Raw genomic sequence first — 16,561 nt, 5'->3', positions numbered from 1 at the left:
TTATAGTGTGAAGGTTGCACCTACAAATACCACCAACTTGTCAAAACTGATGTTTTGTTGTGTAGATGTTTTGTCTTGGAAGTCGATACCTGCTTTTAGGTCGATCCAACGTTTTAAGTCATAATTTGCAGCAACTGTGTATGACTTAGTGGTATCTTTACGGTTGCTGATACCAACGTAGTTTTCTGATTTATGGCTATAACCAATGTCAGTACTTACAAACTCATTCCAAGTGTGTGTCCATGTTGCACCATAGTTGGTATCACGGATGTAGTCACCAATGGTGCTTGGGTCACGAGCAATACGTGAGGTGTTGAACGCAACAGACGTGTACGTTAATGGTTGCCAAGTTACGCCAGCGCTCCAAGATAAACCGCTAAAATCTTCACGTGCTGCTGAATCAAAATCTTTGTCTTGATAACCAATGCGCACGTTACCGCTGGTCATTGCTGTGGCTTGCCACTCTGCACCCACCTGGTAGAACATGGATGATGAGTCTTTAGTACCGCGAGCATCGCTGATGTCTAGTACGTCATACTCGGCATCTTCAGACTTGATCTCAGCCACTAGGCTTGTGTATGCACCTGTGTCGTAGAAAAACGTAGAACCTATAGTGGTTGTTTCAACATCACGGAACTTAGAAATAGCCTCAAAGTTGGTGTAGTCTTTGAATGACATATCCGCTGATAATTGAATACGTGCAGGTGTTGATTGCGCACCGTATTGGTAGCTCGCACCAAAATTCGCAAAGCGGTATTTAGTTACATCGTTCTGTGCGCCACCCAAGCCTTCAGAGATACCCGTACCGCGCTCTTCGTGCGCATTTTGGTAGCCGGCTTTAAGGCTGTAACTGTGGTTTTGGTTAAGCTCAATCGCCGCTTCACCTGATGCATTGAAGTCTAGGTAGTTATCATCACTACTTGAAAAATACGTACCCGAAGCCAAACCAATTTGACCTGTGTACTTGTTCGTGCCTTGTTCAAGTTGTGCATTCAGCGTTGGTGCAACTTCTAAAATCGAGCTTGATTTCTCGTTGTTGCTAGTACGGGCAATGTTACTGTCGTGCTTGAACGCTGTGTACAAGCTAGGAATTAAGTCAATGCCTGATGATGTTTTGATCACGCCAGAATCGGTTGCTTCATTTGCTTGTACTGCTGAGCATACACTGATCGCCAAAAGTGGCAGCGCCAATTTAAATTTCATTTGCTTATAGTCCTCAAATATTAGTAAGCGTTCTTGCCTGTAAAGCCTTTAAATAAAGTTAAAAAGATAATTTTTATATCAAAAAATAATGACCATTTATTGATGTAATCTAGGTCGTACTCGATGCGCTTTTCCATCTTGTACAAGGTATCTGTTTCACCACGCCAGCCATTGACTTGCGCCCAGCCGGTAATGCCAGGCTTTACTTTATGGCGCAGCATGTAATAACTGATCTGTTTGCGATATTCTTCGTTGTGGGCAACCGCATGGGGGCGAGGGCCAACGACCGACATACTACCTAACAAAACATTAAAAAATTGTGGTAACTCATCTAAAGAGGTGCGCCTTAAAAAGCCACCCACTTTAGTGATACGTTTGTCACCTTTGGTGGCTTGCGTAACCTTGTCGGAATTTTCCATTACCGTCATGGAGCGGAACTTGTACACAGAAATTCTTTCTCCGTCAAGACCATAGCGAGCTTGTTTAAATAAAACTGGCCCTTTTGAGGTAAATTTAACCGCAGCAGCAATCATTAATAGCAGTGGTGAAATGAGTAATAAAACACTGGCACTGAATAAAATATCAAAAGTACGTTTGTAAAAATCACGGACCCCAAACATGGGAGACTCAAAGACACTGATAGTATCTAAATTGCCTACAGCACCAATGCGAGCATGCATTAGGTTCTTAAGCATAAAGTCTGGTAGTAACAGTACATCAATAGTGGTGTCACCTAACTTATTTAGCAATGCTTGAATACGACCTTCTGCCACCATGGGATAACAAATATATAACTTGGTAATTTTGCGCGACTGTGCCATTTCGATAGCGTCGGCTTCATTACCAATCAACAAGTTGCTATCAAAGCCTTCTTCGTTTAAGCGCTCTGCGGCTCTATCATCAAATATACCAATGCAGTTATGGCCTAATTCGTTGTGGACATTCAGTTCTTTGTAAAGGCGCATTGCGCTACTATTCATACCGATAATCGCGACTGGTTGTACGCCAATGCCACGCTTGCGTTTAATGGCTTTGATTTGCCTTGCAGTGACACGCCAGCTTAACAGTGAACAGGTAGACAAAATAGTCCAAGTGATCACCACAACCCGAGAGTAGGTTTCACTTTGCTTGAGTAAAAATAGGCCAGCGATGAGCAGCATAAAGGCTAAAAATTGTACAAATATCAGCAGATACAGCATTTGTGTGAATTTACCGACGCGCCAGGAACGGTATAGCTGAAGCGATTCGCCAATAAAACCGTACAGAACCATGTAAAGAGTGAGTAACAGAGCATAATCTTTATCAAAATTGACGCCATACAGCATGGATGCCAAAAATAAAGAGGCTGAAATGATAAAAAAGTCAATGAACCGGTAAAGTACCGAACCGGCATACATATCTAATCTAAATTGTGACGTGCCCATAAAAAATCCTCCGTGACGCAGTGACTTACTTCACCCAAGTCCCTCAAAGCGCCACGCATTATACATGCCTTGTACCTTCATTGGTAGACATAATTGCTAATAATCGAAAGGTACCCAAAATAGGGTTTAGTGTACATTAAAGGTACTTTTGCGTCTTATGAAATTTTTATAACCTGCAAATTTGTTAATTTTTTACACCTTGTTTTCAAGGGGGGTTGTTGGTTGCAATATTGAGATGCGCTATTAAACAATGCAATTGTGAAGTAAATGTGCACTGACTATTCAAATTTATTACTAGGGTTGATATGAGAAGCTAAGTAATAAGTAATACTGTTTAAAAAAATAATTGCTTCTGTTGAGCTCATTACTTTAGATGAAGTGAAATAGTTGAAAAAATTGTGAGTTTATCGCAATAATTCAGATGGCTTTGATTTAAAGAAAATACTCAGGGTAGGTGTGTTTAGAGAATAAAATTGGGGCTCACTCTACGCCCCAACTATGTAATATTAAATTTTTAACGTGCTTTACGATATTGTGTCAACTCGTAATCAAACTCATCTGGGTCAACTACGAGACCATCCTTTTCGGGAATAGGGAATACGGCAATTGACAGTTCATCGTCGGCTAAGCCATCGGTCCATTTTGCATGCCATTTTTTTAGGCTAATGGATACAGGCTGACAATCTTGCCAGTCTCCTGTGGCCCAAAGTTTGGCAAACTCTTCGTTAGGCCAAACTGGTACACAGTCTTCGCTGTCAGTATTGAGCATCACACAGCCATGCTCATCAGTGAGTATCCAAACCTTTTCTGTTTTCGTCACTTCTTTTATAAGGTACTTGTAACGTTGTACATTATCTTTATTAAGCATGGATTTTATATGATCAGGGCTTAGGGATTCAGTCATGGTGATTTCCTAATTCTATTCAATGGCACTATTTCAATATTAGTTAAGGTTTTATATTAGTTAAGGTTCTTGCGATATAAAACTGCTTCACATTCACCTAAAGGATCTTGGTGCATGTAGGTTTTTATGTATTCCATGCCCAGTTTTTTCATGATCTTGATGGAACCTTGGTTATCGGGTAATGCTGTAGCTGACAGTGCTTGAACCATTTTGTTTTTTTCCAATTCATGCGCAATGTGCTTCGCAGCTTCACTTGCATAACCTTTACCCCAGCTAGCTTGTTTAAAGCGCCAACCTAATTCTAGATCAGTTTCATTTCGATCATTGCCAAAAAAGCCCATAGGGCGCACTAACACCCAACCAATAAACGTATCCGTTTGTTTAATATTGACTTGCCAAAGGCCCCAGCCTTTTTCTTTATTCGTGAAAGCGTTTAGTCGAGGAATAAAGCTATTCATAATATCGTCCATTGAATTGGGCTTACCGCCGTTGATGTACTTCATTACCGCGGGATCTTGATCTAGTTCAAATAAGAGTTGTGCATCATTCTCACCCATTAAACGAAAACTCAATCGCTCTGAACTTGCTACTTTCATAGTCACTCCTTACTGCTTTTAATGATGAAATTGATTACAATGCGCGCCTAATTTTTATGAGGGCAGACTTTGAATAACTCGGTATTGGCGTTACGCCAGCAACAAATAGCCGCGGCAAAACGTGAATACAAAGCAAGAGGCTCAAAACTCACACGCTGTGAAACATGTTTACTTGCACAAAGTTTGTGTATTTGCGACTGTGTGCAAGTGGCTGATGACTGCCAAAGTGCGGTTTGCTTGTTAATGTATCACAATGAAAGCTTTAAGCCATCTAATACAGGGCGTTTAATTGCCGATGTTATTCCAGATAATCATGCGTTTAGGTGGGATAGAACTGAGCCAGATCCTGCTTTAATTGCACTACTTGAAAATCCAAGTTATCAACCTATCGTTGTGTTCCCTGCAGAGAATGTAGAACCAGAGCGTGTGATCACACAGGTTGAACGCGAATCGGGCAAGACCCCTTTGTTTGTATTTTTAGATGGTACGTGGCGTGAAGCTAAAAAAATGTTTCGAAAAAGCCCTTATCTAGATTCATTACCAGTTTTGTCAATATCGCCGCAATCCTTATCGGATTATCAACTGCGTGTTGCGCCTCATGCGCATCAGTTGGGTACCGCTGAGGTTGCCTGTGTGGTGTTTGAGGAAAATGATGAACCGCAAGCCGCGCAGCTACTCACTCAACACTTTATCGATTTTCGTGATGCATATTTAAAAGGAAAGCGTAAGAAAAACTAAGTGTGCTTTCGTATTAAGGGTTGAGAATTATCAGGGGCAAAAATAAAGAAGCGCGACTCAATGAGTCGCGCTGACGGAATCTTTTATAGCATCCTGCTATGTTGATAAATATCAACTTCCTAATTCGTCCAGCTCCTTGGTTTCGCTTAGCGTTTTGGTTATGCGAAATCTAGCGTCCTGCTAAGGTCCTCTTCTTCCTTGTGCTCCATGCGCTCCTTCCATTGATAACAGCATCCAGCTGTATTTCCTTTACCAAAGTCCTTTTGAATCCATTGTATGAGCCATCCTGCTCAATTCCTGTTACTTCCCATAAATCCAATTTACTGCGCGTCCAGTGCGCTTCCTATCCTTTTGTCTATCCTTGGTTGCTCCTGCAACTTAAAAAGCGTCCAAATTGCGTCGTTGTCCTTAATTGCCACATCCAGTGGTTTGGGCATCCATCCCAAGTTGACAGCTTGCTAAATACTGTATCGTCCTGAACTTGTTTAAAAGTATAATTGAAGGAGGAATTAGAACCAGTGCTTAAAAGCATTGTGACTTGGTTGAAAATATATCTAAATTTATTTTTGTTATATATTTTAGTGGTTTAGTTTGTAATTTGCCGTAAAGTCGGTGGTTGATTCCACCATTGCTTATTGATCGGTGAGATATATCTCACACGGTAATTCCAATCTACCTCGTGGATTACCTTAAGATGAACTGAACTCTTAGAGCGATCCTGTGTATAATACTGAATTACAGGTTAAAATTACCTGAATAATAATAAACCTTTGAATGGAGCTTAATTATGAAGCGCGCACTAGCTGTTCTTTTGGCCTCTGTAACGTGTTTACCTGCATTCGCGAACGGCGAAGTAAATATTTACTCTTTTCGCCAGCCGTTTTTGATCCAACCTATTTTAGATGATTTTACTGCCCAAACAGGCATTAAAACCAATGTGGTTTTTGCAAAGAAAGGGCTTATCGAACGCGTCAAACGTGAAGGAAAGCATAGTCGAGCGGATTTGGTACTCACCTCTAACTTTAGCTCGTTGATCCAATTAGAAGAGTTGGGTCTGACCCAGCCCATAAAAAGTGATCAAGTAAATAAAAATGTACCGAGCGCCTTTCGTGATCCAGAAGGTGATTGGGTTGCTTTGACCAAACGTGTACGTAATGTTTACTCATCTAAGGCGCGTTTAGGCGAACTTAAAACATTGAGTTATGAAGAACTTGCAGATCCCAAATACAAAGGCAAAATTTGTACACGTTCAGGCAAACATCCTTATAACTTAGGCTTGGTCGCGTCTATGGTGGCGCATCATGGTGAAGCATACACCAAAAAATGGTTAACAGATGTAAGGGCTAATTTGGCGCGTAAACCGCAAGGTAATGACAGAGCGCAAGTGAAAGCCGTAAAAGAAGGCTTATGTGATTTAGCGTTAGGTAACAGTTATTATTTTGGCAAAATGTTGACCGATGAAAAGCAAAAAGCATGGGCTGAGTCTGTCTATATCAATTTCCCTAATCAAGCAGGCCGAGGTGCACATTTAAATGTGTCGGGTGTGGTCATGACCAAATACGCAAAAAATGCAGAGAACGCCTTGAAGCTGATTGAGTTTATGACCAGTGATAAAGCTCAGAACATGTATGCATCGGTCAATATGGAATATCCCGTTAAGCCTGGTGTAAAACTTTCTCCGCTGGTTGAATCTTGGGGCACTTTTAAAGAAGACGCTCTACCGCTTGCGCAAATTGCTAAGTATCGACCTGTCGCACTTAAACTTATCGATGAAGTTAAGTTTGACCTGTAATTCAAGGGGTTAATTTTTGTCTAGATGGCAAGTGTGTGCGTGGCTGATAGGTTTGTGCCTATCAGCACCACTGGCATTTTTAATTATTGAGTCCTTGCAAGGCGATTCCGACGTTTTTAGTCATTTATGGAATACGGTCCTTTGGGATTACATCATCAATACCGTACTGTTAATTGCAGGAGTGTTGTTGCTCAGTTGTTTGATTGCTCTACCACTTGGCTGGTTAGCAGCGTATTGCCAGTTTCCTGGCAAACGCGTATTTGAATGGGCAATGATGCTGCCATTGGCCATGCCCACCTATATTATTGCTTATATATATACTGACTTGTTTGATTATGCAGGCCCCGTGCAAGTCACTTTGAGAGAGTGGTTTGGTTGGCGCTCTCCAGATGATTATTGGTTTTTTGATATTCGTACCTTACCGGGTGCGGTGGTCATGATAGCGTTGGTTTTATATCCGTATTTATTTCTTATCTTTAAAACAGCGTTACGTGAGCAATCATTTAAATTGGTTCAGGCGAGCCAGCTTATGGGGATGAGCCGTTTACAGAGTTTTTTTAAAGTCAGTTTACCGCTTGCTCGCGGTGCGGTTGTTGCAGCGCTTGCTTTGATCAGCATGGAAACCATGGCGGATTTCGCCACAGTCCACTATTTTGCAGTGAGTACTTTAACAACCGCCGTTTATGACACTTGGTTGGGCTATTACTCTTTAACCGCAGCGGCGAAAATATCTGGCATTATGTTACTGTTTTTGTTTGTTTCTTTATTGCTAGAGCGTCTTAGTCGCAAGAATAACGTGGTGCATGAACGTCAGCTCAGTATTAATACCGAAACGCTTTACCAACTTGAAGGTAAGTATGCGGTGCTGGCAACAGGCTACTGTATATTTATTTTAACTGTGGCATTTATTTTACCTGTGCTAGTGCTGCTAGGTTATGCCTTTGATTATTTCGAACAAGCTTGGCAAAGCGAGTTTTTTATCTATGCATGGCAAAGCTTGAAAATAGCACTTTGGGTGAGTGGTGTAGCGGTATTGTTAAGCTTGCTAGTGGTATTTTCACAACGTATTGGCGAGCAACAAACCAAACATATCCCTGGGCGATTTGCTAGCATGGGCTATGCGCTACCAGGCACTGTGCTTGCCATAGCTGTGCTGTTACCTCTCACGTTACTTGATAACTCCCTGAATGAATGGTTTGCAGATACAGGCTTTGAACCTGGTTTACTCCTGAGCGGCAGTATTTTTGCCATGATATTTGCGTACGTGGTGCGATTTTACGCCATTGCTCATGGTGCGGTGGAAGCCAGTTATGTGAGAATTAGTCCGTCACTTGATATGGCAAGTCAAAGTATGGGTAAAAACTTGCTGCAAACCTTAAGTTTGGTGCATTTTCCCTTACTGAGAAGGGGGATATTGACCGCTGCTTTACTGGTATTTATTGAATGTATGAAAGAGCTGCCTGCGGCGTTATTGTTGCGGCCGTTTAATTACGAAACCTTGGCAACGCATGTATTTCAATATGTCAGTGATGAACAGCTAGAACTTGCATCTATTTCCGCGTTATTTATTGTTTTGGTGGGCTTAGTGCCACTATATTTTGTTAATCGTTCAATGGAACAACATAGTCAATGAGCAGCTTAGTACTAGAAAATGTCTCTTACCGATACCAGCAACAGGCGGTGATTGCTAACCTCGATCTGAATGTTGCTCATGATGAAATCGTGTGTTTATTGGGGGCCAGTGGCTGCGGAAAAACAACCACATTGAAAGCGATTGCGGGTCTTATAAAACCACAGCAAGGGCGTATAGTCATTCATGGGCAATGCGTCAGCGATGGACATTTCTTTATGGCACCACAGCACCGAAATATTGGCATGATGTTTCAAGATTATGCATTATTTCCGCACTTGAATGTGGCGCAAAATATCGCCTTTGGATTGGCAAAACTTGATAAAGGTGCACGCGCACAGCGTGTATCGCAAATGCTTGAACTAGTTCGTTTAGAAGGTTTAGAAAAACGTTACCCACATGAGCTTTCAGGTGGTCAGCAACAAAGGGTTGCTATTGCCAGAGCGCTTGCTTATCGTCCTAACTTGCTGTTGCTTGATGAGCCATTTTCTAACATCGATACTCAGGTGCGTTATCAACTCATTAGTGACATTCGCAGTATCATTAAAGATCAACAAGTGTCGGCTATTTTTGTCAGTCACTCTAAAGATGAAGCCTTTGCTTTTGCCGATAAGCTAGCCATTATGCACGAAGGTAAAATTGCGCAAGTTGATAACGCGCAATCACTATTTCAACGGCCAAAAAGTAAAGCGGTTGCTGAATTTTTGGGACAGGGGATTTACCTTGATGCGAAACGTTATAATGGTGCCAGCGTCGCAACGCACTATGGTGATGTGCACTCACTGATTGAGTTGCCAAATGAAACTGAATCTGGACAGATCTACGTCCGCCCTCAACATATAGAGTTGGTGAACGATGTCAAAGGGGATGTAGAAGTGCTACAGCAAAGGTTTGTTGGCACCGATTACGTCTATCATATAAAGGTGGCTGAGCAGCAGCTAGAAGTACCGGCACCCGCTGAACAAATATTAGATACAAATAAACCTGTCTCTTTAAAAATCAAAGCGCATGCGGTAAATTTCTTTTCTTAACAGCAGATGAATACAAGGATAAAGCATGGCGCAAGCACAATCAGGGGTCTGTGCTGAAGCAAATTTACACGGGCTACATTTGTTTTTTAATGTACTGGAAGGCCAAGATGAGGCTGTACGTGCTGCGCTCGCTAATTGTGAACGTCTACAAAACGAATTAAGTGACCGATTTTCTGAGTCAATGGTATCAAGCTTTGTGGCTATTGGTGCTCAGTATTGGCCACATATTTACCCTGAGTTTATACCTAGTGAACTTAAAAGCTTCCCCAATATCACCAGTGCTGAGCATGTCGTGCATAGCCAGCCTTTTGACCTTTTGTATGTCATTCGCTCCGATAGAGAAGATGTAAACCATTTATTTGCACAAAGTGTGCTACATATGTTGGCGCCATGTGTGGAATTGGTTGCTCATGTGAGGGGGTTTCGCTTTTTGGATGGGCGTGATTTTAATGGCTTTGTATATGGAGGTCATGGTCCGCATGGCCGATTCAAGCGCCAAGTTGCGTTAGTGAATCAGCCACAAAGTGCTGATGACCAAGGCAGCTATATTCATGTTAAGCGCGTCAAGTTTGATATCGACGCTTGGCAACGCTTGTCACTGGAAGATCAAGAACAATTGATGGGTCGTACTCGTTTAGACAATATTTTAATTGAGCCAAAGGAGCGCAATAGCCATGCTACACTTACCGAACTTAAAGATGAACAAGGCCAGCCTTTGCTGTTAGATCAAAGCATGCCATTTGGCGATGTATTTGAACAGGGTAGCTTATGGCTTAGTTGCTCTGGTTCCGGCTCTGCATTTGAGCGAGTACTGGCATCAAAACTGGGTAATGCCCAGTGCTACGACCCTTTGCTAGATTACAGTCAAGCTGATATGGGCGCGGCGTTTTTTGCACCGTCAGTACAGTTTTTAAATGATATGGCAAAGATGTGTGAACAAAAGTGATGCGAAACAGTAAAGTCTGTTTCGCCATGAGAGTTACACGTTATCAAATAGTGTTTTGACACGCTCTAAAGTTGCGTCAATTTCCGAGACCTTCGCGGGGGCAATAAAAATAGTATCGTCGCCAGCGATGGTGCCTAATACACCATCCGCAGTGCCTAAAGAGTCAAGCAAACGTGCGATTAATTGCGCAGCCCCAGGGCTGGTACGAATAATGATCATCATTTCGTTATGCATAATGTCGATAACCAGCTGGCGCAGAGGGCTTTTGGCGGTTGGTACGCCCATCTCCGCAGGTAAACAATATACCATTTCTTGTTTGGCGTTACGTGTACGTACCGCGCCAAATTTGCTTAGCATACGAGAAACTTTACTCTGACTAACATTATCGAAACCTTGTTCTTTTAATGCGTCAACAATTTCCCCTTGTGAGCCAAAGTTTTCTTCTTTTAAAAGGGCCTTAAAGGCTTTGATCAAAGCTTCTTGTTTTTCTTGCGGCTGCATAACGTTTCATTCATTTATTTAGCGAATAAATGGATTTTACACAAAACTTGGGGGTTACCCAAATTTTTGCAATATTACGAGGGGTTAACTGTAGGCTTTTATATGCTCAAAGTGAGCGTAAAGGTGAAAGTGACAAAAGCTTTACAACTATAGTCGAAAAAATCATGAAAATAACTCGGATTAATTTGTTTTTGGCGGCGCTTTTCATTATCTTTACTGCTCATTCAATTCCACCTTCAAATTATGGAGAATTCACATGAAAGTTGCTGTATTAGGTGCCGCTGGCGGTATCGGTCAGGCTCTATCGCTTTTACTTAAAAATGGCTTGCCTGCAGGCTCTGAGCTAGCACTATACGATGTTGCACCAGTTGTTCCAGGTGTAGCTGTTGACCTTTCTCACATTCCAACTGCAGTGAAAGTTGCAGGTTTTGGCGCTGATGATTTAGATGCTGCGTTAATTGATGCTGATATCGTGCTTATCCCAGCTGGTATGCCTCGTAAGCCTGGTATGGACCGTGCTGACCTATTTAACGTGAATGCGGGCATTATCAAAACATTGGCTGAAGGTATTGTTAAAAACTGCCCTAAAGCGCTTGTAGGTGTTATCACTAACCCAGTAAACGGCACTGTGCCAATTGTTGCTGAAGTATTCAAAAAAGCGGGTACGTATGAAGCTTCACGTGTATTCGGTGTAACAACACTTGACGTTATTCGTTCAGAAGCATTTGTTGCTGAGCTCAAAGGTGTTGATGTATCTGAAGTTAAAGTACCAGTTATTGGTGGTCACTCAGGTACTACAATCCTACCTCTACTTTCTCAAGTGCCTGGTGTTACTTTCACAGACGAAGAAGTAGCAGCATTGACTCCACGTATTCAAAATGCGGGTACTGAAGTAGTAAATGCTAAAGCAGGCGGTGGTTCAGCGACGCTTTCAATGGGTGCAGCAGCAGCACGTTTCTGCTTCTCACTAGTGAAAGGTCTACAGGGCGAAAGCAACGTTGTTGATTATGCATATGTTGCGGTTGAAAATGGTGATGCGCCTTACTTTGCTCACCCTGTACGTCTTGGTAAGAACGGTGTTGAAGAAATCCTATCTTACGGCGAGCTAAGCGCATTTGAGCAAAAAGCAAAAGAAGACATGCTAGAAACGCTGAACAAAGATATCCAAGAAGGTATCGACTTTATGGCTAAGTAAGCCTAAAAGATTTAAGAAGCCCGCCTATGCGGGCTTTTTTGTGTCTGTAATTTGTTGGCTTGACTGATAGGCACAAAAAAGGCCTCTAATTGAGGCCTTTAATCAAAACTAGTTATAGTTTACTTATTTAACGCCAATTGCAGCTCACGATTACGCTCAAGTCTTACTAATAGCTCTTTTGCAATGGGTTTGAACTTAGCAAGCTCTGACTTTGGTAGTGGTTCAGATTTTGGTAAGTCGACCGTTTTCGGATTACGGTGCACACCATTAACCAAGAACTCATAGTGTAAGTGTGCGCCAGTCACGCGACCAGTTGCCCCCACAGTACCAATTTTTTGACCTTGCTTTACTTTTTGACCTGCTTTAACCATGCGCTTATTCAGGTGTAAGTACTTAGTCACATACTTGCTGCCGTGTTGGATAAACACATAGTTACCGTTTAAGCGGTTATAGCTTGATTTAATGACTTTACCATTACCAGATGAGACAACCGGCGTGCCCGTACGTGCTGAGTAGTCAATACCTCTATGTGCTGTAACACGGCCTGTTACTGGGTGTTTACGGCGCGGGTTAAAATTAGAACTAATGTACTTAAAATTAACCGGTGCACGTAAAAACGCCTTTTTCATACTGCGGCCTTCAGGGGTGTAGAAGTTGCCATCGCTGTGGCGTATTGCGCTGTAACGTTCACCCTGATTGATAAATTCTGCGGCAATAATCTTACCTGTGCCAATTTCTTCGCCGTCAACAAAATGAGATTCATATATAATGGCAAAGCTATCGCCTTTGCGAATATCATTGGCAAAGTCTACATCCCAACCGAAGATGTCTGCAAAGTTCATGATTTGGCGCTCAGACAAGCCTGCACTGATCCCCGCAGTCCAGAAACTTGAGCGGATCTCACCGCCTGCAGACTTAGCAACAGTTTCAATTTCTTTGCTTTGTATGGCGCTGTCATATTGACCATCTTGACTACGCGTGACAAACAAAGTATCTGTCTTTGAAAGTACATACTTGAGCTGTGCAAGTTCGCCGTTTTCGTCTTTTGCAAAACTTAAAACTTCACCAGGGTGAATATTAGTGAGTTTGCGTGTTTCAGCGTTGGTATTTACCAATTGATGCAGTGTTTGCGCGCTAAAGCCTGCTCTTTTGAAAATAATTGCGAGGCTATCACCAGATTTCACTTCATGATCAATATAGCTATATTCAGTTTGCTTTGGAGCTTGCGGGGCATCCACAGCATTTAATTCGGTAATATGCTCAGGTGTTTCGCTGATTTTAACTGGAAGTTCATAGCGTTTTCCAACCTCAAGGGCTTTTTTGTCATGATCTTTAGAGGCTGTCGCTTTTTCTGATGGCCATAACGCAACAATCAGCATCAAGGAAAGGAGACTAATAATAAGCAGTTTGTGTTTTTTGGGGAGCTTATGCACCACGTGAACCATAACGCGCCTTTTCTGCTGTCAAGAAAATATGTTAATAATATTGCAGGATATACGCAATAAAGCTGCAATACCAGTATTTTGTGCATTTAAACTCATTCAAATATAGGCTAGAATCGGCCGATAAACTGAATATTTGGAGCGAGGAATGGTGGACTTAGAAACTGCATTTGCTGAGATAAAACGCGGTGCAGAAGAAATTCTTATTGAAGATGACTTAAAAGAAAAGCTTAAGTCTGGGAGAAAACTGAAGATCAAAGCGGGTTTTGATCCAACAGCACCGGATCTGCATTTAGGTCACACTGTTCTTATCAATAAGCTTAAGACATTCCAAGATTTAGGCCATGAGGTTATTTTCTTAATTGGTGATTTCACCGGAATGATTGGTGACCCGACCGGTAAAAATGCGACGCGTAAGCCGCTAACCAAAGAAGACGTGCTTGCTAACGCAGAAACCTATAAAGAACAAGTTTTTAAGATTCTAGATCCTGAAAAAACCATAGTTGCTTTCAACTCTACTTGGATGGAAAAGCTGGGTAGTGCGGGCATGATCAAGTTAGCAGCCCGTCAAACAGTGGCACGCATGCTAGAACGTGATGATTTTAAAAAGCGTTATACGGGTGGTCAGTCAATTGCGATTCATGAGTTTTTATATCCACTAGTTCAAGGCTGGGACTCAGTGGCGCTTGAAGCGGATGTCGAGTTAGGTGGTACAGATCAACGTTTTAATCTTCTTATGGGTCGTGAATTGCAAAAAGAAGAAGGCCAAGCACCGCAAACGGTACTTATGATGCCATTGCTTGAAGGTACCGATGGCGTTCAAAAAATGTCGAAATCACTTGGCAATTACATTGGTATCACAGATGCGCCAAACGACATGTTTGGTAAAGTGATGTCAATTTCTGATGAGTTAATGTGGCGTTATTACGAACTATTAAGCGCATTATCATTGGAAGAAATTGCTGATCTCAAAGCGCAAGTTGAAAGTGGTCGTAACCCACGTGATATTAAGATCGAATTTGCCAAAGAGATGATCGCCCGTTTCCATAGTGCGGATGATGCAGAGGCTGCACATCAAGACTTTATCAAGCGTTTCCAAAAGAACGCACTGCCAGACGATATTCCTGAAGTGAGTATTGTGATTGATGAACCATCAACGTTTATCACAAACTTACTAAAAGAAGCTGGATTAGTTGCTAGTACTTCAGAGGCAATGCGTATGATCAAGCAAGGTGCAGTTAAGTTAAATGGTGAAGAAAAGGTTACAGATAGTAAGCTTGCTATTGAAAAAGGTAGCACAGCCATTTATCAAGTTGGTAAGCGTAAGTTTGCAAAAGTGACTGTAAACTAAATCATCGAGCTTACTCGTAAAAAACCAGCAAAACGGCTGGTTTTTTTATGCTTGAATAAAACCTATCTTTGCAGCAGGACTAAGGCGCTTAATATAGTTATCCACACCAGCGTTACTAGCAATAAAAAAAATGTATGAATACGTTTAAGTAAAGTAAGTAGGGCTTCAATATCATTGGCTTCAGGATGTCGTTGCACTCCCAAGCGCATCTTCTCAAAACGCTGTCCTAGGTAAAAACAAGGCCCACCTAACTGCACATTTAAGTTGGCAGCAAATAATGACAGTATCCAACCACTATTCTTTTGATAAAAATAGCGGGCGTAGGTTTTTAAATAATGCAGCACTTGTTTAAAGTTGAGCATGCTTGCCATGGATAAGATAAAAGCACGCAGTGGCAGCCACTCAATCAGATAAATTGTTTTTCTCAGTGGCGCCATAAAACGGCTATTGGGTACTACCACCGTTCGCCATGCATGATCGCACAGCAACAAAAGCTTGTAGGTAAGCGCAATCAACGGGCCAAATAACAAATACAGTAAAATCACAACATAGTAGTGGCGTATGGTATGCAAAGCAGTGCTGTCTATTGCGGCCTTGGCGATACCGACACTTGAAAGCTTGTCGACATCGCGAGAAACCATGCCCTTGAGCAATTGCCGTGCTGTTGATTTCTGCCCTTGGCGTAGTAATACCGCAATACGTTTGGCCCGTGTTGTAGTACGCGTATCGAGGCATAAGTAAAGTACTAGCCCCCCAAGCCATTGCGGATAATAGGCAAATTGTGCCAATGCAAAACATAAAATTAAGACTGTCACGATAGGGAGAATAAAAGCTAAGGTACCACTGAGAATTTGATAGCTAGGCGCTGCGCCAGCTTGGTAAACACGTTGTACAATGCCTTTAAAGACCAAAGTAACAATGGTGTTAGGATGATAACTGCTTTGTAGCGGCAAAAAATGCGCCGTCATCAGCGCTAAAATGAAAATCAGCAAGCCCTGTTGGGCTTGCATGAACTCGAGAAACATCTTAAAGCGAGACGCTCGTTAACTTTTCAAGCAACGCGGTCACTAGCTTGGATGAATTGATTGAGGCAACTTCTAAATATTCTTCAAAAGATTGTGGTGATTCTTTACCTGCGATGTCTGATAGTGAGCGGATCACAACAAATGGCGTATCTAACACGTGGCATGCTTGTGCAATTGCTGCACCTTCCATTTCCACAGCTAACATTGTTGGGAAATCAGCGCGAGCTTTGTCGATACGTACAGGATCACACATGAATGAATCGCCAGTACAAATTAAGCCTTTCATAGTTTGGGTACTTTCAAGGCTGGCAACACTTTGCTCTGCGGCTTCTATCAGCGCTTCGTGTGCTGCAAAACCAGCCGGCATTTGTGGTACTTGACCTATTTCATAGCCAAATGCTGTTACGTCTACATCGTGATGGCGTACTTCAGTCGAGATAACCACATCGCCTACATTTAAGCTTGGCTCAAACCCGCCAGCTGACCCCGTATTTATCACGCAATCTGGATTAAAATTATCAATCAGTAACGTTGTCGCGACCGTTGCTGCAACTTTACCAATGCCTGATTGGACGAGAGTTACAGTGTGACCTGCTAATTCACCTGTATAAAAAGTGAAGCCACCTTTAGTCATTTGCTGTTTGTTTTGTAGTGCATCACGTAAGATCGCGACTTCTGGCTCCATTGCGCCAATAATGCCAACATTCATGATTTTAATTCCTAAAAAAATTTGTGCATTAGTATACCTGAGCAGGGTCTAAATGCGAATTCTGTGCGTCAATG

16 protein-coding genes are annotated in these 16,561 nt (G+C 42.1%); 7 read left to right on the top strand and 9 right to left on the bottom strand.

Annotation, left to right across the window (positions count from 1 at the left end):
* From ACW689_RS03600 to ACW689_RS03585, 4 genes are all read right to left on the bottom strand, one after another.
* Window positions 1–1,203, bottom strand: a complete 1,203-nt coding sequence (locus ACW689_RS03600) for an outer membrane beta-barrel protein (RefSeq protein ID WP_476288530.1) — start codon at window positions 1,201–1,203, stop codon at window positions 1–3.
* 20 nt (window positions 1,204–1,223) lie between these two features.
* On the bottom strand, window positions 1,224–2,627 hold the full coding sequence (locus ACW689_RS03595; protein ID WP_476288529.1) for an undecaprenyl-phosphate glucose phosphotransferase: 1,404 nt from the start codon (window positions 2,625–2,627) through the stop codon (window positions 1,224–1,226).
* A gap of 514 nt (window positions 2,628–3,141) precedes the next feature.
* A complete protein-coding gene (locus ACW689_RS03590; protein ID WP_476288528.1) occupies window positions 3,142–3,531 on the bottom strand; it encodes a DUF2750 domain-containing protein in 390 nt (129 codons plus the stop codon).
* Window positions 3,532–3,587: 56 nt separating this feature from the next.
* On the bottom strand, window positions 3,588–4,133 hold the full coding sequence (locus tag ACW689_RS03585; protein ID WP_476288527.1) for a GNAT family N-acetyltransferase: 546 nt from the start codon (window positions 4,131–4,133) through the stop codon (window positions 3,588–3,590).
* A gap of 63 nt (window positions 4,134–4,196) precedes the next feature.
* Between ACW689_RS03585 and ACW689_RS03580 the strand changes: the two genes are divergently transcribed.
* The 5 genes from ACW689_RS03580 (at window position 4,197) to ACW689_RS03560 (ending at window position 10,264) form a co-directional block, all read left to right on the top strand.
* The gene (locus ACW689_RS03580; protein WP_476288526.1) at window positions 4,197–4,865 is read left to right on the top strand and encodes a tRNA-uridine aminocarboxypropyltransferase; all 669 of its coding nucleotides are present in this window, start codon (window positions 4,197–4,199) and stop codon (window positions 4,863–4,865) included.
* A gap of 787 nt (window positions 4,866–5,652) precedes the next feature.
* The gene (locus tag ACW689_RS03575; protein WP_476288525.1) at window positions 5,653–6,657 is read left to right on the top strand and encodes a Fe(3+) ABC transporter substrate-binding protein; all 1,005 of its coding nucleotides are present in this window, start codon (window positions 5,653–5,655) and stop codon (window positions 6,655–6,657) included.
* Between the two features lie 16 nt (window positions 6,658–6,673).
* Window positions 6,674–8,290, top strand: coding sequence for an ABC transporter permease (locus ACW689_RS03570; protein WP_476288524.1), 1,617 nt, complete (start codon window positions 6,674–6,676; stop codon window positions 8,288–8,290).
* Window positions 8,287–9,318, top strand: a complete 1,032-nt coding sequence (locus tag ACW689_RS03565; RefSeq protein ID WP_476288523.1) for an ABC transporter ATP-binding protein — start codon at window positions 8,287–8,289, stop codon at window positions 9,316–9,318. The genes ACW689_RS03570 and ACW689_RS03565 overlap by 4 nt, the downstream gene beginning before the upstream one ends.
* Window positions 9,319–9,343: 25 nt before the next feature.
* Entirely contained in the window at window positions 9,344–10,264 is a 921-nt protein-coding gene (locus tag ACW689_RS03560; protein WP_476288522.1) for a Dyp-type peroxidase, read from the top strand.
* Window positions 10,265–10,297: 33 nt separating this feature from the next.
* On the opposite strand, the gene argR is transcribed toward ACW689_RS03560, so the two are convergent.
* Both argR and ACW689_RS03550 read right to left on the bottom strand, forming a co-directional pair.
* Window positions 10,298–10,765 (bottom strand): transcriptional regulator ArgR, encoded by a 468-nt coding sequence (gene argR, locus ACW689_RS03555; protein WP_476288521.1) that lies wholly within the window; start codon window positions 10,763–10,765, stop codon window positions 10,298–10,300.
* Between the two features lie 98 nt (window positions 10,766–10,863).
* Window positions 10,864–10,989, bottom strand: a complete 126-nt coding sequence (locus ACW689_RS03550; protein ID WP_476288520.1) for a hypothetical protein — start codon at window positions 10,987–10,989, stop codon at window positions 10,864–10,866.
* Window positions 10,990–11,021: 32 nt separating this feature from the next.
* Between ACW689_RS03550 and mdh the strand changes: the two genes are divergently transcribed.
* Window positions 11,022–11,960 (top strand): malate dehydrogenase, encoded by a 939-nt coding sequence (mdh, locus tag ACW689_RS03545; RefSeq protein WP_476288519.1) that lies wholly within the window; start codon window positions 11,022–11,024, stop codon window positions 11,958–11,960.
* A gap of 119 nt (window positions 11,961–12,079) precedes the next feature.
* On the opposite strand, the gene ACW689_RS03540 is transcribed toward mdh, so the two are convergent.
* The gene (locus ACW689_RS03540) at window positions 12,080–13,405 is read right to left on the bottom strand and encodes a peptidoglycan DD-metalloendopeptidase family protein (protein ID WP_476288518.1); all 1,326 of its coding nucleotides are present in this window, start codon (window positions 13,403–13,405) and stop codon (window positions 12,080–12,082) included.
* A gap of 148 nt (window positions 13,406–13,553) precedes the next feature.
* Here ACW689_RS03540 and tyrS point away from each other — a divergent pair, with 148 nt between their 5' ends.
* Window positions 13,554–14,753: a tyrosine--tRNA ligase gene (tyrS, locus tag ACW689_RS03535; protein ID WP_476288603.1), complete on the top strand. Its 1,200-nt coding sequence runs from the start codon at window positions 13,554–13,556 to the stop codon at window positions 14,751–14,753.
* Window positions 14,754–14,815: 62 nt separating this feature from the next.
* Here tyrS and ACW689_RS03530 read toward each other — a convergent pair whose 3' ends face one another.
* Both ACW689_RS03530 and mtnN read right to left on the bottom strand, forming a co-directional pair.
* Window positions 14,816–15,763 carry a cobalamin biosynthesis protein CobD/CbiB gene (locus tag ACW689_RS03530; protein WP_476288517.1) on the bottom strand — a complete coding sequence of 316 codons (948 nt, stop codon included), beginning with the start codon at window positions 15,761–15,763 and terminating at the stop codon, window positions 14,816–14,818.
* A 16-nt stretch (window positions 15,764–15,779) separates the two neighbouring features.
* Entirely contained in the window at window positions 15,780–16,487 is a 708-nt protein-coding gene (gene mtnN, locus ACW689_RS03525; protein ID WP_476288516.1) for a 5'-methylthioadenosine/S-adenosylhomocysteine nucleosidase, read from the bottom strand.
* Window positions 16,488–16,561: the final 74 nt, after the last annotated feature.

It is taken from the genome of Pseudoalteromonas sp. ABE4_541, from assembly GCF_056312285.1.
This window is presented reverse-complemented; position numbering and strand designations above follow the sequence as displayed.